Genomic DNA, 16,301 nt, shown 5'->3' on the forward strand with positions numbered 1-16,301 from the left:
GATCCCTGCCCCTTGCCAAGGCGGGAAACCTTCCCCACATGGGAAGGTAACAGTTATCCTTCTGCCCCATTCAGTCCCATTGCCAGCTCCCCCTAAGCAACGGCACTGGGAATTCATAGGAGCCCCCATGCGCTACTCTGTTCTTGACCTTGCTCCCGTGCCCGAAGGCCAGACGATTGCCCAGTCCTTGCGCAATAGCACCGAGCTGGCCCAGCGGGCTGAAAGCTGGGGCTATCACCGCTATTGGCTAGCCGAACATCACAACATGCCGGGCATCGCAAGTGCCGCGACGGCAGTGCTGATTGGCCATATCGCCGCGCAGACCCGCTCAATCCGGGTCGGGGCTGGCGGCATCATGCTGCCCAATCATGCACCCTATATGGTCGCGGAGGCCTTTGGCACGCTGGCAAGCCTGCATGGCGACCGGATTGATCTGGGATTAGGCCGCGCGCCCGGAACCGATATGAAGACGGCGCGTGCCTTGCGCCGGGGCATGGCCCATGACCATGCCTCCGGTGACAGCTTCCCGCAGGATGTCATTGATCTGATGGGTTTTCTGGGCGCTGATGATCCATCGCGCGCGGTGCGCGCCTTCCCGGGACAGGACACCCATGTCCCGGTCTGGCTGCTCGGCTCCAGCCTCTATGGCGCGCAGCTGGCGGCGCATCTCGGGCTGCCCTATGCTTTTGCCTCGCATTTCGCCCCTGCGGCACTGGAAGAAGCGCTGGAGGTCTACCGCCGCCAGTTCCAGCCCTCTGCCAACCTCTCTGCCCCCCATGCAATGATGGCGATCAATGTCTTTGCCGCCGAGAGCGACGAAGAGGGCAGCCGCCTGCGAACCACGATGCAGCAGGCCTTCGCCCGGTTGCGTCTTGGAAAGCCCGGCAAATTGCCCGCGCCGGTGGATGACATCACTGACCATATCCCCGCGCCGGTGCTCTCAAGCGTGAATGAGGCGCTGCGCATTTCAGCCACGGGGAGCAAGGACACCGTGCGCGCAGAACTCTCATCCATTCTTGAACGCTATCGCCCCGATGAGGTGATCATCACGGGGCAGATCCATGACCATGCGGCACGGCTCAGATCCTTTGAAATTGCCGCTGACATCCTGCGCAGCGTTTAAAGCTGTCGTCAGCGCGTCAAAGCCTTGGCCAGCCGCGGCAAGCGCGCTTTTTTCAGCAGCGGACGCAGCTCCCAGCCGCCACCGGAGAGCCGGTTGGCCTCGGCAAGCACCGAGGTTGCCACCTCTGACAGACCATTGGGATCCTTCAGCCAAAGATCATAAAGCAGCTGATCTGGGCCAATCCGCTCCAGCCCTTCCTCAGCCAGTGTGTGGCGGGGAAAATCCTTGTTGTTGACCGTCACGACCGCATCCGCATGGCCAACAATCGCCGCCGCCAGCACGTGAATATCCGCCAGATCCGGTAACCAGAGCCGCGCCTCTACTGCGGGTGTGGGGGTGATGGCTGCTCTCGGCCAAGCGGCGGTAATCAGGGCGATTTCACCCCGCGCCTGCGCCTCGCCCGTGGGGCCGATCTTGCGCGCGGCCCGCGCCCATTCTTCCAGGATACGCGGCGACCACAGCGGGGTGAAATGGCCGATCCGGGCCGTGCCCAGCAGCATCTCCCGCATCACCGTCGGATAGAGCACGCAGGCATCCAGAAGCAGTTTCATCGCCAGAACACCCGCGCCAGATCAGTCGAGCCGGAAGAAAACGGCCTTCAGATAGCCGCTTTCAGCCAGTTGAGGCAGCTGCGGATGATCTGCACCCGCATATCCGGTGTGCAGCAGCTGGCTGCGCCGCCCACCGCGCCCGATCCCGCGCGCAGAAGCATTGCGGAAGCGGCTAAGATCAGCGGCATGGGAACAAGAGCAGAGGCCCAGATACCCACCCGGAGCCACCAGCGGTGCAGCCAGTTTTGCAATCCGCTCATAGGCGCGCAGGCCCGCCTCAAGTGCTTGTTTCGACGGGGCAAAGGCGGGCGGATCACAAATCACCACGTCAAACTGCACGCCTTCCTCGGCCAGCTGTGTCAACACCTCAAAGGCATCGCCCTGCCGCGCCGCGAACCGATCCGCAAAATCACTGGCCGCAGCCCCTTCGCGGGCCAGGTCCAGCGCCGGGGCGGAGCCATCAACGCAGGTTGCCTCTGCAGCACCCGCAGCAAGCATCGCCAGACCAAAGCCACCCACGTGGGAAAACACGTCGAGCACCTTGGCACCGGGTTTCACCAGTTTCGCAGCAAAGGCGTGGTTGTCGCGCTGGTCGTAGAACAACCCGGTTTTCTGCCCGCCGGTCAGATCCGCCATATAGGTCGCGCCATTCATCGTGACCTGCACCGGGGCCTCCGGGGTCGTGCCGCGCAGGGTTGTGCTGACATCATCCAGACCTTCCAGGCCGCGCGCCCTGCCGGAGGCGTTTTTCAGAACGGTGGTGACCCCGGTAACCGCAACCAGCGCGTCGGTCAGCGCATCGAGATGGGCCTCGGCCCAGGCTGCATTGGGCTGCACCACGCAGGTATCGCCGAACCGGTCGATCACCACGCCGGGCAAGCCATCGGATTCGGCATGGGCCAGCCGGTAATAGGGCGCATCGTAAAGCTGTTCGCGCAACGCCAGTGCGCGGCTCAGGCGGATCGCGAACCAATCCTGGTTGATCTCAGCAGCCGGATCCGTGTCCAGCATGCGCGCGATGATCTTGCTCTCGGGGTTGACCGCGACCAGACCCATCTGCGTCATGCCGTCATCTTCCAGCACCGCGAGGGTGCCGGGTGCAAGTTTGCGAGTGCGCCGGTCGGTGACCAGCTCATTGGCATAGACCCATGGGAAGCCGTGACGCAGAGCGCGGGCATTGGCTTTGGGTTTCAGTTTTACGCGGGCGCGCTCGGGCGCGGAGGGAGAAGCTGTCATATGCCCCTCTTACCCCCAACCTCTGCCCGTTGAAAGAGCGTGTTGGATCAGGCGCAGATCACCTGCGTCGCAGGGCCTTGCGGCACGCGTTGCGGTCGGCACCTGCGCGGCGCCCCTCCGGTTACCGCGCGCGCGACCGCCAGCCGCCGCGCCTGCGGGGTTTGGCGGCGCTCTCCAGCCCCTCGCGCAGCACCGCCGTCATCGGATGATCCGGGTGATCCGCTGCCACCTGTTCAAGCAGGGCTGACATTGCCTGACGGCTATCAACCCCATCGGGCAGGCTCAGCGCCCAATCCAGAAAAATGCTGCGGCATTCCCCGCTCTGAATCCCGTCGATGCAAAAACTCTCCCGGATCAGCCCCTTGGGATCAAGCTGGGCAAGCGGTGCATGTGGTGTCGCCTCAGTCGTCATGGCCGCTGGCCCCTTCTCTCTCCAATGCGGCGGCGATGATGTCACCGCACCGCGCGTAGCGCGCCGTCAAATCCGCTTCCAATGCCGCAAGATCCGCGTAGCCGGTGCTGCGGCAAAGAAACAACGCACCGCCCTCTCCCAGGGTCTGCGCATCAATGGCCTTGCCCGAAACCAGTCGCGCCGCTGTCTGCACCGACCAGAATAGATCATAGCCGCGCTGCAATTCAGCCGCATCTGCGGCATCCAGCCAGCCACAGGCGACAGCGCCCTCCAGGCCAGCGGCCACATCCTGTCCGGTCGCCTCGCTGAGCAAGACCCCTGCCTGAGCGATCAGCTCGATGTCCATCATCCGCCCCGCGCCAGTCTTGGCGTCCCAGGGGCCGCTTGGTGCCTTCGCAGCAGCGAGACGCGCCCGCATCTTCGCGACATCCGGCAGGATCGCATCCCGACTGCGAGGGGCTGCTAGAAATGTACGCCGAAACGCAGCGATATCCTGCGCCAGACCAGCGGCCGCAGGCAGCGGTGCGATTGCGACCACACGTGCCCGGGTCAGTGCCAGATGCTCCCAGACCCAGGCGTCATTGCGTTGATACTGGCAGAAGCTCTCCAGACTGGTGGCCACCGGCCCCTGCGTGCCCGAGGGGCGCAGCCGCATGTCCACCTCATAGAGCTGGCCCTGCGACATCCGTGCCGTCAGCGCCGTGATCAGCGCCTGCGTCAGTCGCGCATAATAGGGGCGCGTCGCCAGTGGTCGCGGCCCGTCCGAAGCCTCTGCCGTTCCCGGATCATAGATCACAATGACGTCCAGATCTGACAGCGCATTGATCCGCCCCGCGCCCAGCGACCCCATTCCCAGAACGGCTGCGCCGCGCCCCGGCGGGGGGCCGTGCTTTTGCGCGAACTGCTGCACCACCACCGGTGCCAGCCCAGCAATCACAACCTCTGCCAGTTCAGCATATTGCGCCCCGGCTGTTGCGGCATCAATCAACCCGCGCAGGTGGTGCACGCCGATGCGGAAATGCCATTCCTTACACCAGCGTCTGGTCGCATCCAGCTGCGTCTCATAATCCTCTTCCTGCGCCAGCACCGCCGCCAGCAACTGACCCAATGCCTCACGTCCGGGCCAGTCATCAAAAAACGATCCTCCGATCACCGCGTCAAATACGCTGGAATTGCGCGACAGATAGCTCGCCAGCGTGCCAGAGGTGCCAACAATATCAATCAGCAGATCAATCAGCTGCGGATTGGCCTCAAACAGCGAAAACAGCTGCACCCCCGCAGGCAGCCCGGCCAGAAACCCGTCCAGCGCCACCAAGGCCTCTGCCGGTTGGGCGGTGCGCGACAACCGCGCCAGCAGTTCTGGCTTCAGCCGTTCAAAGATCTGCGCCCCCCGCGCCGAGCGCAACGCCGGATAGGTGGGCCAACGGGCCAGGATATCGCTGTCCAATGCATCCGGCAGGGTCTGAGGCGCAACCTCCGGCGGTGCATCCGGCGCGAAAAACCCTTCGGTCAACTCATGCACCTCCTGCAATCGCGCCTTGGTCTGCGCCAGCAGCGCCGCCGGGTCACGGTCCATCAGGCAGGCAATCCGGGCGATGCCGTCCTCAGACTGTGGCATCCGGTGAGTCTGGGCGTCATGCACCATCTGGATCCGGTGCTCCACCTCTCGGTGGGCGACATAATGCGCGCCAAGCTGGTCGCAGACATCCTGTGGCACCCAATCCTTTGCGGCCAGTGCGCGCAGCCCGTCCAGAGTGCCGCGCGGACGCAGGCTTTCATCACGCCCACCCGCGATCAGCTGCCGGGTCTGGGTGAAAAACTCAATCTCGCGAATGCCACCACGCCCCAGCTTCATATCATGGCCGGGCACAGTCAGCGGGCCACCGGTGCCTTTGTTCTCGCGGATCCGCAGACGCATATCATGGGCATCCTGAATGGCTGCGAAATCCAAATGCCGCCGCCAGACGAAGGGGCGCAGCGTCTGCAAGAAATCCGCGCCCGCCTTCAGATCACCGGCGCAGGGGCGCGCCTTGATGTAGGCCGCCCGTTCCCAGGTGCGACCAAGGCTCTCATAGTAGCGCTCCGCCGCCTCCATCGCCATGGCAACCGGCGTCACCGACGGGTCGGGCCGCAGCCGCAGGTCGGTGCGGAACACATAGCCATCAGCGGTGCGCTCACTGAGCACCGTACACATATTGCGGGTGGCCCGAACCATGCCCTGACGCGCCTCATAGAAATCATCAGGGTCAAACCGTGTCTCATCAAAGAGGCAGATCATGTCGATGTCCGAGCTGTAGTTCAGCTCATAGGCGCCCATTTTGCCCATCGCCAAAAGAGTCAGCCCGCCCGCTGTGTCAACATCCGCTTCGGTCAGTCCCGGCAATTTCTTGCGGCGGATGAGGGCGGCGATCTCGGCCTTGACGGCGACATCTGCGCAAAGCTCTGCAAACTGTGTCAGCGCGGTGGTCACCTGCATGAGATCCCAGGCCCCGGCCAGATCACATAAGCCGCTCAGCAACGCTAACTGGCGCTTGGCCCGCCGTAGCCCCGGCTTCAGCTGGTCTGGCGCCAAAGCCCGCACATCCGCAAAAATGCCAGCAAGAGCGGTCTGCGGATCCGCCAGCGCGGGCGCCAGCCAATCCGCCTCGCGGCTGATCAGCTCCTTCAGATAAGGGCTGGACCCTGCCGCACCGGCCACCAGACGGGCCTGATCACCGTGAAGAGCAGGCACAAGTGCCAGCGCATCCTGTCCCAGATCTGCATCAAATGCCCGTGGAAGGCGCTGAATTTCAATTGACTGTCCCATGTGGTGACACTGCGATCAGATGCAGTCGCCGTCAATCGGCGAAACCGCACCAGCGCGCTGCCATATAGCAAAGGATGACGTTAGGTAAGGAATACCGGAATAGCCCCCTGATTAACGATAAGTTAAGGCTGTTTCTGCGGCTGCGCTCACGTTCCGGGGGCCTGTCAGACAGCTTTGTAGTAACGAGTGATACGGTGATCAGCGGCACGCGGACGTCCAGAACCGGACGGCACCGGCCTGTCGCCCTCATCAGGTATATTTCACATCGTCTGACGGCAAAGCGCAGCCGTGTGCTTTCTCCTCCTCTCTTTGGGCCACCCCCCCTTGACCAGATCGGCAGAATCTTCCTCGCGTGCATCCAAGATCACCGGCCAGACCGCCAGGATCCTGAGGCGCTGTGACCGTCTATTCCCGCGTCCAGCGGTTGCAAGACGACCAGCCTGCAACTGTTCGCGGAACACAGTTTGGTAACTGTCACCAATATTGCGGCGTTCCGCACCGCCACGGCGACCAGCCGAGGGATGGACATTGCCAAGGGAAAACACGCCACACCATCGTGCAACACCCCCGGACCAAGGGCGGTTAAATATCCCCGCCCCGCAAGATGAAGTCGTTATCTCCTTGGCCCTGTTCCAGCCGTTCGTCCGGCAGAGCCCCGCATAAACTTAAGAGCGGGCGGCCAGGGATTGTTCCATTTGCTTTTGCAGGAAACCGTCCTGGTCAAGTCCGTCTTCACCTATGATAACCAGCCGGGTTTCCGGGGTCCCGCGCCATGGGCCGTCGTGGCGGAATTCCAAACGGGAACCAACCTTCTGGAACACAATCCCAGTGTCGGGGAAGTCTATGCAATAAAGCACGCCCTTTGCCCGGAATACCGAAGCGGGCAAGGCACCCAGCGCAGATTTGAAGCTGGCGTAGCTAAACGGCTTCTGCGATGACCAGCTTTGCGAGTAAAATCCGGCCGCTGGGTTGGATTGCAGCAGGGCCGCACTGCTTGGGTCATGCAGGCCGGTGTCCAACAGATACTGCAGGGGAACATGTCCATCACGGGCCTCATAGCTGGGCAAATCCGGGAACAGCCACCGCTCGCGGAAATCTCCGACCCTTTGCGCGTCGACAAGATCTGTCTTGGTCAGCACCGCGATATCCGCCGCCGCAATCTGCGCCTGTACCAGTTGCTGGCAGTTGTCCGACAGCATGTCGGTGTTTTCGGCGTCCAGCAAAGTTACGACCGCGTCGAGCCGTGCATAGTTCCGCAGCTGAGGATAGCCGAAGACAGACGCGATGCGGCCGGGCTGAGAAACCCCGCTGGCCTCGATCAGCAGATACTCAGGCGAGTTGCCTGAGCGGAACAGGGCCTGGAGCTGCGCCACCAGATCACTTTGGATCGAGCAGCAAACGCAGCCGTTGGAGAGCTCCACCACCTCGCGCTCGCGCTTCAGGATCAGGTCGGCGTCGATATTGACCGCGCCGAAATCATTGACCAGCACGGTGATGTTCAACCCATGCTCCCCCTGCAGCAGGGTGTTGATCAGAGTGGTTTTTCCAGAACCGAGAAAGCCCGCGATGAGGGTAACCGGAACGCGCGTGTTCATCAGATGTCCACCGGAGCGAAATCAGGCACCGGAGAGGTGATGCGGCTTTCAAAATCTGTGCCCTGCATCCAGCCCTTTGGGTCATGCACAATCTCGCCATCCACCATCGTCAGATGCACCTGCGATTTGTGCCAGTTGCCCTTGGCCTTAATTTCCAACAGGTTGCGGTCCAGAACGATCAGATCGGCGGTCTTGCCTGCGGTTATCGAACCGGACACATCCTCGCAGCCCATCGCATAGGCGCCGTTGAGGGTCAGCATCGGGATGGCCTCCTCTGGTGTGATGGGCTGGCCCAGCTTTCCCTCCATCTCCCCGCGCGGGTTTTCGCGGGTGACAAGCGTTTCGAACCCGAACCAGGGGTCGATGCTACTGACAGGCCAGTCGGTGCCCATTACGGCGACTCCGCCCGCATCCAGCACGCCACGGACGTTATAGGCCTCTTGCAGCCGCTCTCCGAAGGAAGACCGCGCGCCGATGGTGAACTCGGACGGGAACCAGCCGACCGGCGAGAACTCGGCAATCACATCCAGCTCAGCGAACCGAGCCAGGTTGCCCTCGTCCAGCAGGGTGGAATGGGCGCATTGGTGGCGCATGCCACCCGAACCATTGCGGCGGCGGCACTCAGCTACTGCATCCAGGAAAATGTCTGAGGCGCCATCACCGGTACAATGGGCGATTACCCGGATCCGCTTGCGGTCCATCTCTGCCACCATGTCGTAGATATGTTCGGGCGTCAGGTTCAGCGAGCCCTGCCAGGTCTTTTCGTTCGGCCATGGGGTGATCAAATAAGAGGTGCGCGGCTCGGCAGTGCCGTCAAAGTGGAACTTCACGGCATTAGCATTCAGACGCTTGGAGCGGTAGTAATGCCGCTCGCCCGCCAGCAGCTCCCAGCGGCGGCGCACTGGGAAGATGTCGTCTTGCCAGCTGATCGCGGCTTCGACCCGCACCGGCAGCTCACCCTCCAGATCAATGGCGCGCAGTGCGTCCAGCCGTCGTTCACAGACATGGACGTATTTGGTGGCCACCACACCGCGGGCGGACTGGAACCGGGCGCCCTCGCGGTAGGCACGGGTCAGAGCGTGCATCGGCGGCGGCGGCATCGCCGCCATGATCAGCGCATAGGTCCCATCAACCAGAATGCCGTCCGGCTCGCCGGTCAGCGGGTCGCGCACGATGTAGCCGTTGTTGGGATCGACTGTGTCCTTGCTGACGCCTGCCAGCTCCAGCGCCTTTGAGTTGGCCATGCAGCTGCCCCACATCCGGTCCATGATCGCAACCGGCCGGTCGGGGATAAAACTGTCGAGCCAGTCGCGCCCCGGCTTCAGCCCCGCCTTGCGGAAGGCGTAGTGGACGAAATGCTTGCCGAAAATCCACTCGCGGTCCGGGTTTTCGGTTGCATAGCGCAGGGTCGCCTCGCGCACCTAATCCGGGGAGGGCGTCTCCAGTCCCACGTCCAGATAGTCGGAGTATTTCGGCCCCAGAGCCAGATCCGGATGGGTATGCATATCGTACAGCCCCGGCATCGCAAAGGCGCCGTTCAGATCATGCACATGGGTGCAATCGGCAATCAGCGGCTCTATCTCGGCATTGCTGCCAACCGCCATGAACCGCCCGTGTTTGATTGCCACCGCCTCGGCCCAGGGCTGATCCTGATCAACGGTGTAAATCCGTCCGTTCCGCAGCACCATATCCGCCGCAGGCAGCCCTTCAGGCGTGTTGGTCGACCGGATTCCAGTGCTCGAAGCCATGCGAGTGTCCTTTCCTTTGCCTTGAAGCCGCGGCCCCGCGCCAACCAGGCCGGAAACACAGCCGGAAACACGGCTAGTTTGTCCGAACACAGTAAGAACGCAAAATTTCTCACGTCAAATGAAAGAAATTCGGCTGCAATTCTAAATTTTCCTCATGTAACATGCCCGAAACCCTGCATGGGGAGGTCTCGAACATGGGTAGCATGGCCGAAAGAGATGCAAGCGATGCGCGCCGGATCTACCCGTCGATGACCGCACTCAGGATGCTGGAGGCGGTGTCGCGGCTGGGCAGCCTACACAAGGCGTCCGAGGCGATGTTTGTGACCCCCAGCGCGGTTTCGCATCAGCTGCGAAATCTGGAGCAAATGCTGGGTGTCAAACTGATCAGCCGTGCGGGCCGCAAAGTGGAGCTGACCTCAGCCGGCAACCGCTATGTGCAGGACATCCGCAAGGCGCTGGAAATTGTCGAACGCGCCAACGCTCCGCTTGGCGGCAGCGAACCCTTCGGACCCTTGCGGATCAACTGTGCGTCAGGCTTGGGCAGCTATTGGCTCGCGTACCACATCACCGAGTTCCTGGACCTCTTTCCCAACATAGACCTGGAAATCACCAACGAGACCGATCGCAGCGATATCCTCAACGATCAAACTGATTTCTCGATCATCTACGGCGACGGCGCCTGGCCGGGCAAGCACGTCCAGCACCTGTTCACCCCACGCGCTTTCCCAGTCTGTTCGCCCGCCTTCCTAGAGCGCCACGGCCGCATCCGTACGCCCGAGGATCTAGTGAAACTGCCGCTACTGCACCACCGCAATCAAAGCGATTGGGTGGTCTGGCTGTCTGCCGCCAGCAAGAAGAGCTTTGAGTTGAGCAAGGGCATCATGTTTTCGGACGTGACCCAAAATATCAACGCAGCTATTGCCGGAGCCGGGATAGCAATCGGGGACGACATCCTGGGCCGCCACGCGCTGAGTGAGGGTAAGCTGGTACGCCTGTTTGACGCCGATATTCGCGGCCCCCACGCCTATTACATCGTTACCCAGAAAGAGCGGATGGAACGCCGGGTTTGCCAGCTGGCGATCGACTGGCTGTCGCGCTGGTTCAAGGAATACACACTGCAAACGCAGAGTTAGTAATACGCAAATTCATGAAAAAATCTCAAGTAAATACGGAATTTTCTTTCATTTGACGTGAAAAAAACTGACTGCAATCCTTTCGCCAATGCTCAGGGCCTTACCGGGGCCAGGAACGATGGGGAACCAGTCAGTGTCACAAATCGCGGCCAGCAGCATCTGCAAGTCATATGGCAACTTCAAGGCTCTTCACGATGTCAGCATGGAGATCAACAAAGGCGAGTTCCTGACCTTTCTCGGCCCCTCCGGTTCCGGCAAGGCCACTTTTCTGATGATTCTTGCAGGCTTTACCGAACAAACATCCGGCCAATTGATGAAAGACGCCCGGGACATCAGCGCAATGGTGGCAGAAGAGCGAAACTTTGGCATGGTGTTTCAGGGCTATGCGCTGCTTCCTCATATGACGGTCTGGCAGAATGTCGATTACCCCTTGCGGGTGCGTAAGATGGGCAGCGCCGAACGCAAGCAGAAGGTTGGGCGGATCATCGAAACCGTTGGCCTTACTGAACATGATCACAAGAAACCCTCGCAACTCAGCGGAGGGCAGCAGCAGCGGGTGGCCCTGGCGCGCTCATTGGTGTTCCAGCCGGATGTGTTGCTGCTGGATGAGCCGCTGTCGGCGCTCGACCGCAATCTGCGCGAACAGATGCAGAGCGAACTGAAGCGGGTGCATGAGGAAACCGGAACCACCTTTGTCTTTGTCACCCACGACCAGGGTAAGGCGCTGGCGATGTCCGACAAGGTGGCCATTTTCAACAAGGGTCGACTGATGCAACTGGACTCGCCTGACCGGATCTATAGCGCGCCGGACTCGCGCTTTGTCGCAGAATTCCTGGGCCAGATCAATATCTTCCCGGTAACGAGCCCCGGCATGGATGGCGACCTCTTGCGCGCTAATCTGGACGGCACGACGCTTTCGGCCGCCAATCCGGGAAACCGCGTGAACAGCACCGTCAACATCGCCGTGCGGCCTGAACACATGACACTCAGCTCCGAGCACCCTGCAGATCAGACCAATATAGTGCCCGCCCGGGTGGTCCAGACCACCTATCAGGGCTCGCATAGCGACCTGATGCTGCAGACGCCGCAGGGCCGCACCATCAGTGCCTCCACCCACAGCGCCAATGGCACGCTGCCCAGTGTTGGCAGTGAACTGTGGGTCAGCTGCCCCCCCGAAAACAGCATCGTGATTGCCGACTAACAAGACCAGGACTGCGCTGCCCGAAGCGGCAGTCGGCGCGACATGACCAGGGAGAAAACAATGAGCAACTTTCAACGAGACTGCTGCGAGCTATTGGCTGAGCGCTTCCGGAGTGGCAAGCTGGACCGTCGCGGCTTTCTGACCGGGCTGGTTGCCTTGGGGGCAGCGACTATGGCCGCGCCGGGTGCCCGGGCCGCAGGCCAGGAGCTGGTCGTGGTCAACTGGGGCGGGGATGCGATTGACGCCTACTCCGCCGCCTTTGCCGAGGCTTACGAGGCCGCCACTGGCAACAAGCTGAAGATCGATGGCTCCGGACCTCTCGAAGGCTCGATGAAGACCCAATTCGAAAGCAACTCGGTCCGCTGGGACGTCTGCGACGCCGAACCCTATTCCGCGATCCGCCTGGGCCGCGAAGGCATGATGGAAAAAATCGACTATTCCATCGTCGACCGCAGCAAGATCGAGCCCGGCTTTGACGGCGAATTCTACGTTCCCTCCTATTTCTACAGCAATGTCATCGCCTATGACGCCGCCCGCTTCGGCGATGACGCGCCCAGCACCTGGGCCGATTTCTGGAATGTCGCGAAGTACCCGGGCAAACGCACCCTCTACAAATGGATGACCGGCGTACTGGAGGCCGCGCTGCTGGCCGATGGCGTGGCGCCTGCTGAGCTTTATCCGCTGGATGTGGACCGCGCGCTGGCCAAGATCGAGGTGCTGAAGCCGCATATCGTCAGCTTCTGGTCCTCCGGCGCCGAAAGTCAGCAGCTGTTGCGCGACGGCGAGGCCTCGATGGGCCTGCTGTGGCACACCCGCGCCAACCTGACCAAGCAGGACACCGAAGGCGAGGTCGACTGGACCTTTGATCAGGGTCTGGTGTCGCCTTCCGGCTGGACTGTGATCAAGGGCAACCCGGCCGGGCTAAAGGCTGCAATGGAGTTCATCGCCCTGGCTCAAAATCCGGACAATCAGGTGACCCTGCTGAACGAGCTGGGTAACGGCCCAGCCAACCCTGCCGCCCATGCGCTGGTTTCGGAAGAAATGAAGCCGGTGGATGCGAGCTCCAAAGAGAACCTGGAGCGGCAGATCGCGCTGCAGGCGGAATGGTACGCCGACCACTACGGCACCGCGCTGGATAAATATCTGGCCCTGGTCAGCAGCTAAGCACTCGGGGAGGGGCAGCAGGATGGCCGCACGGCTCAATATACACACCATAGCCATGTGGCTGCTGCCCGCCCTTTTCCTGGCGGTCTATCTGGCACCGCTCTTGGGCGTCTTTGGCTGGTCTGTCTCTCGGCCTGAGCCCGGAGCCCAGAACTATGTGCGGATGCTGACTGATGCGGATGCGCTCAACATAATGCTGCGCACCGCGCGGGTCTGCATTCTGGTCACCCTTACCTCAGTGCTGATGGCCTACCTTCTGGCCTATCACTGGGTCTTCGGCTCACCCGCGCGCAAGCTGTTCATGGAGTTTTGCATCTTCATCCCCTTCTGGATCTCAGTGCTGATCCGCGCCTTCGGCTGGGTGGTGATCCTGCGCAACAAGGGCATCCTGAACGAGACCCTGCTGTCCATTGGCGCCATCGCCGAACCGCTGACGCTGGTGCGCACTGAATTTTCCGTGGTCCTAGGCATGGTGCATTTCCTGGTGCCCTTTGCAGTCTTCCCGATTGCCTCGATCATGCGCCAGATCGACTCTCGGGTGCTCTTGGCCTCGCGCGGTATGGGTGCCAGCCCGGCCTTCACCTTTTGGAATGTGTTCCTACCACTCACGGTATCCGGCATCCTGGCCTCGGTGATCATCGTCTTTGTCTTTGCCCTTGGCTTCTTCATCACCCCGGCGATCCTCGGTGGCGGTAAAATCGTGATGATTGCGGAATACATCTACATCCAGATGTTCCAAACATCGAACTGGGGCTTTGGCGCCGCGCTCAGCATCGGGGTGCTGGCCGTGGTCGCGGCAATGGCGGGCCTGCTGTTCAGGGTCATCCATCCGGAAAGGCTGGTCAAATGATGCGCAAGCCCCGGAACCTGCAAGGCTGGCTGCTGAAACTTGCCGCCATCCTCACCGGCCTCTTCTTGCTGATGCCGCTGCTGGCTGTGATCCCGGTCTCCTTCACCCCCAAGCGGTTCCTGTCTCTGCCAAAGGGCGACTGGTCCCTGCGCCACTATCGGGCGCTGCTGACAGACGAGGCATGGCTGGCCAGCATATCCGACAGCGTGCTGGTGGCTATGGCCAGCAGCGTGATCGCCACGGTTCTAGCCACCACTTTTGCCTTGGGCCCTTGGTTCCGCCAGCCGTGCTATGGCGGGGCGCTGGTAGGGCTGGCGCTGTTACCAATGGCGGTGCCTCCGGTGGTCTCGGCGGTAATCATCTACTTCCTGCAAGCGCGCATCGGCCTGATCGATACCTATGCGGGGCTGATCCTGACCCATGTGATTATGGTGACTCCCTTTGCGGTGATCGTGATGCTGACCGCCACCTCACAGCTGGACAAATCGCTGGAGCTTGCCTCGCGCAACCTTGGCGCCTCGCGATTGCAGACCACCTTCTGGGTGGTGCTGCCGAACCTCAAATTCGGGCTGTTCTCGGCCTGGTTCCTTAGCTTGGTTCTGTCCTGGGAAGAGATCGCCGTCGCCTTGTTTGTCAGTGGCATCGACGTGATCACCCTGCCGAAACGGATCTGGGATGGGCTGCGCCTCAACGTTGACCCGATCATCGCTGCGGTCTCGGTGATCCTGATAGTGCTGACCACAATCGCCATCGTCGCCAAGGCCCTGTGCGAGCACCGTAAAGACAAGTCCGGCAGTTGAGATCAGGCACAATCGAAAGCACATCCAATGGATATCAGTCAGATTTCCGCTCTATTCGCTCCGGTGATCGGCACGCAGAATATGATCACCGGCGAGCGGCTCGCCTTGCGCAACACCGGCTATTGCGCCGCGAGCTATGACGGTGGCGTGCTGCTGACTCCCGGCTCGGCGCAGGACGTTAGCAAAATTTGCTGGTTGGCTGCCGAACATGGACTGGCAATTGTTCCGCAAGGCGGGTTGACCGGGCTGGTGCAGGGCACTGCCACGGCCCCCGGGCAGGTGGCCTTGTCGCTAGAGAAGATGACCCGGATTCTGGAGCTCGATCCGGTGCAGGGCATTATCACCGCTGAGGCCGGCGTCACCCTGCAGCAGGTAATCGACGCCGCCGAGCCCCTCGGCCTCGCCCCCGGTGTCGACCTGCCGTCGCGCGGCAGCTGCACCCTGGGTGGCCTCGCCTCGACCAATGCTGGCGGCATCCAGGCGATCCGTTACGGCATGGCGCGCGACAACATTTTGGGGCTGGAAGCGGTGCTGGCGGACGGTACGATCCTGGATCTGAACAACACTCTGCTCAAGAACAACGCAGGCTATGACCTGAAGCAGCTGTTCATCGGCTCCGAAGGCACGCTGGGCATCATCACCAAACTCACCCTGCGCCTGCACAGCCGCCCGTCCTCGGTGCAAACTGCGCTGATCGGCTGCGCCGGAACCGAAGATCTGTTTCAAGTGCTGGCCAGCGCCCGCAAAGCCTTTGGAGGCAGCCTCTTGTCATTTGAAGCCATGTGGCCGGAGTTCTTCATCCAAATCGCCACGCATTTGGGCAGCAGCTTGGTGTCGCCCGATTGCGGTATCTACGGGGTGATCGAGACCGGCCACTGGGGCGACACAGAGCACGAGGATGCTCTGACGACCTTTCTGGCCGAATGTTTCGAGGATGGCCTTCTGCAGGACGGCACCGTCGCCCAGTCCGAAACACAGCGCCGCACCATCTGGCAGCTGCGCGAGGGCGCAGACGTGATAGAAAGTCCGAACGGCCCCTGCCTGTCCTACGACGTCGGCCTGCGCCTTCACGATATCCCCGGTTATGTTGAACAGCTGCAAATGCGGATCGCAAAGGATTGCAAGGGAGTCACCTGCTACGTTTTCGGCCACATGGGCGACGGCAACTTGCACATCATGGTAGGGCCTGCCCATGACCCCGCTAGTCACGCCACAATTGACGGCGCTGTCTACGGCGTGCTGCAGCAATTCACAGGCACGACCGTTTCGGCAGAACACGGCATAGGACTCGAAAAACGCATGCATCTGCCGCTTAGCCGCCCCACACCGGCTCTCGCGGCCATGCGACAGCTAAAGACAGCGTTTGACCCCCAATCTACGCTCAACCCCTCCAAAGTGTTTGATGATCTGCCCTGCCTCGCCCTCTCGAAGGAGGATGTGTGATTTGACCAGTCTGAATACTCGCCAAATGTCAGATGCCCGGATACGCGCGAGCAGAATGCCGTTCGGTCCTTCGATCAGCAAACCATTCAGAATCCGACTGACGGTACTCAGGTGAAATTCAGTTTCACGCGCAATCTCAGACAGTGTCATCGGAGCAAGAGCGCGGTCGCCAAGACGGAAATAGGAGCCATGGCGTTTCACGATTTCACCAACTACCCCGTTTCCCGCACGCTACCGCC

Annotated in this window: 15 protein-coding genes; 7 read left to right on the forward strand and 8 right to left on the reverse strand. The window is 61.5% G+C overall.

What is annotated here, in order from left to right; all coding sequences use genetic code 11:
• Nucleotides 1-127 precede the first annotated feature (127 nt).
• A complete protein-coding gene (locus J4721_RS07005; protein ID WP_211002409.1) occupies nucleotides 128-1,123 on the forward strand; it encodes an LLM class flavin-dependent oxidoreductase in 996 nt (331 codons plus the stop codon).
• 8 nt (nucleotides 1,124-1,131) lie between these two features.
• Here J4721_RS07005 and J4721_RS07010 read toward each other — a convergent pair whose 3' ends face one another.
• The 7 genes from J4721_RS07010 to J4721_RS07040 all read right to left on the reverse strand — a co-directional run bounded on the left by J4721_RS07010 (nucleotide 1,132) and on the right by J4721_RS07040 (nucleotide 9,471).
• Entirely contained in the window at nucleotides 1,132-1,674 is a 543-nt protein-coding gene (locus J4721_RS07010; protein ID WP_014880344.1) for an RSP_2648 family PIN domain-containing protein, read from the reverse strand.
• Between the two features lie 21 nt (nucleotides 1,675-1,695).
• The gene (locus J4721_RS07015; RefSeq protein ID WP_102883641.1) at nucleotides 1,696-2,910 is read right to left on the reverse strand and encodes an RSP_2647 family RNA methyltransferase; all 1,215 of its coding nucleotides are present in this window, start codon (nucleotides 2,908-2,910) and stop codon (nucleotides 1,696-1,698) included.
• A 121-nt stretch (nucleotides 2,911-3,031) separates the two neighbouring features.
• Nucleotides 3,032-3,322, reverse strand: a complete 291-nt coding sequence (locus tag J4721_RS07020) for a hypothetical protein (RefSeq protein ID WP_014874985.1) — start codon at nucleotides 3,320-3,322, stop codon at nucleotides 3,032-3,034.
• The gene (locus J4721_RS07025) at nucleotides 3,312-6,128 is read right to left on the reverse strand and encodes a glutamine-synthetase adenylyltransferase (RefSeq protein WP_211002408.1); all 2,817 of its coding nucleotides are present in this window, start codon (nucleotides 6,126-6,128) and stop codon (nucleotides 3,312-3,314) included. Before J4721_RS07025 ends, J4721_RS07020 begins: the two co-directional genes overlap by 11 nt.
• Nucleotides 6,129-6,793: 665 nt before the next feature.
• Nucleotides 6,794-7,723, reverse strand: coding sequence for a GTP-binding protein (locus tag J4721_RS07030; protein ID WP_211002407.1), 930 nt, complete (start codon nucleotides 7,721-7,723; stop codon nucleotides 6,794-6,796).
• Complete coding sequence (locus tag J4721_RS07035; protein WP_211002406.1) at nucleotides 7,723-9,144, reverse strand: amidohydrolase family protein; 1,422 nt, start codon at nucleotides 9,142-9,144, stop codon at nucleotides 7,723-7,725. The genes J4721_RS07030 and J4721_RS07035 overlap by 1 nt, the downstream gene beginning before the upstream one ends.
• Nucleotides 9,145-9,471 carry a hypothetical protein gene (locus tag J4721_RS07040; RefSeq protein ID WP_211002405.1) on the reverse strand — a complete coding sequence of 109 codons (327 nt, stop codon included), beginning with the start codon at nucleotides 9,469-9,471 and terminating at the stop codon, nucleotides 9,145-9,147.
• A 203-nt stretch (nucleotides 9,472-9,674) separates the two neighbouring features.
• Between J4721_RS07040 and J4721_RS07045 the strand changes: the two genes are divergently transcribed.
• The 6 genes from J4721_RS07045 to J4721_RS07070 all read left to right on the forward strand — a co-directional run bounded on the left by J4721_RS07045 (nucleotide 9,675) and on the right by J4721_RS07070 (nucleotide 16,062).
• On the forward strand, nucleotides 9,675-10,604 hold the full coding sequence (locus J4721_RS07045; protein WP_211003473.1) for a LysR substrate-binding domain-containing protein: 930 nt from the start codon (nucleotides 9,675-9,677) through the stop codon (nucleotides 10,602-10,604).
• 118 nt (nucleotides 10,605-10,722) lie between these two features.
• Nucleotides 10,723-11,805: an ABC transporter ATP-binding protein gene (locus J4721_RS07050; RefSeq protein ID WP_211002403.1), complete on the forward strand. Its 1,083-nt coding sequence runs from the start codon at nucleotides 10,723-10,725 to the stop codon at nucleotides 11,803-11,805.
• Between the two features lie 60 nt (nucleotides 11,806-11,865).
• Entirely contained in the window at nucleotides 11,866-12,969 is a 1,104-nt protein-coding gene (locus J4721_RS07055) for an ABC transporter substrate-binding protein (RefSeq protein WP_027247103.1), read from the forward strand.
• A gap of 22 nt (nucleotides 12,970-12,991) precedes the next feature.
• Nucleotides 12,992-13,819 (forward strand): ABC transporter permease, encoded by an 828-nt coding sequence (locus J4721_RS07060; RefSeq protein WP_102854845.1) that lies wholly within the window; start codon nucleotides 12,992-12,994, stop codon nucleotides 13,817-13,819.
• Nucleotides 13,816-14,619 carry an ABC transporter permease gene (locus J4721_RS07065; RefSeq protein WP_211002402.1) on the forward strand — a complete coding sequence of 268 codons (804 nt, stop codon included), beginning with the start codon at nucleotides 13,816-13,818 and terminating at the stop codon, nucleotides 14,617-14,619. Before J4721_RS07060 ends, J4721_RS07065 begins: the two co-directional genes overlap by 4 nt.
• A 27-nt stretch (nucleotides 14,620-14,646) precedes the next feature.
• Nucleotides 14,647-16,062 carry an FAD-binding oxidoreductase gene (locus J4721_RS07070; RefSeq protein ID WP_211002401.1) on the forward strand — a complete coding sequence of 472 codons (1,416 nt, stop codon included), beginning with the start codon at nucleotides 14,647-14,649 and terminating at the stop codon, nucleotides 16,060-16,062.
• Here J4721_RS07070 and J4721_RS19900 read toward each other — a convergent pair.
• Nucleotides 15,970-16,266, reverse strand: a complete 297-nt coding sequence (locus J4721_RS19900) for a helix-turn-helix domain-containing protein (RefSeq protein WP_371816062.1) — start codon at nucleotides 16,264-16,266, stop codon at nucleotides 15,970-15,972. The two genes, J4721_RS07070 and J4721_RS19900, sit on opposite strands and share 93 nt — an antisense overlap.
• Between the last annotated feature and the right edge of the window lie 35 nt (nucleotides 16,267-16,301).

The sequence above is a fragment of the Phaeobacter sp. HS011 genome, from assembly GCF_018101215.1.
In the GTDB taxonomy this organism is placed as follows: Bacteria; Pseudomonadota; Alphaproteobacteria; order Rhodobacterales; family Rhodobacteraceae; genus Phaeobacter; species Phaeobacter inhibens.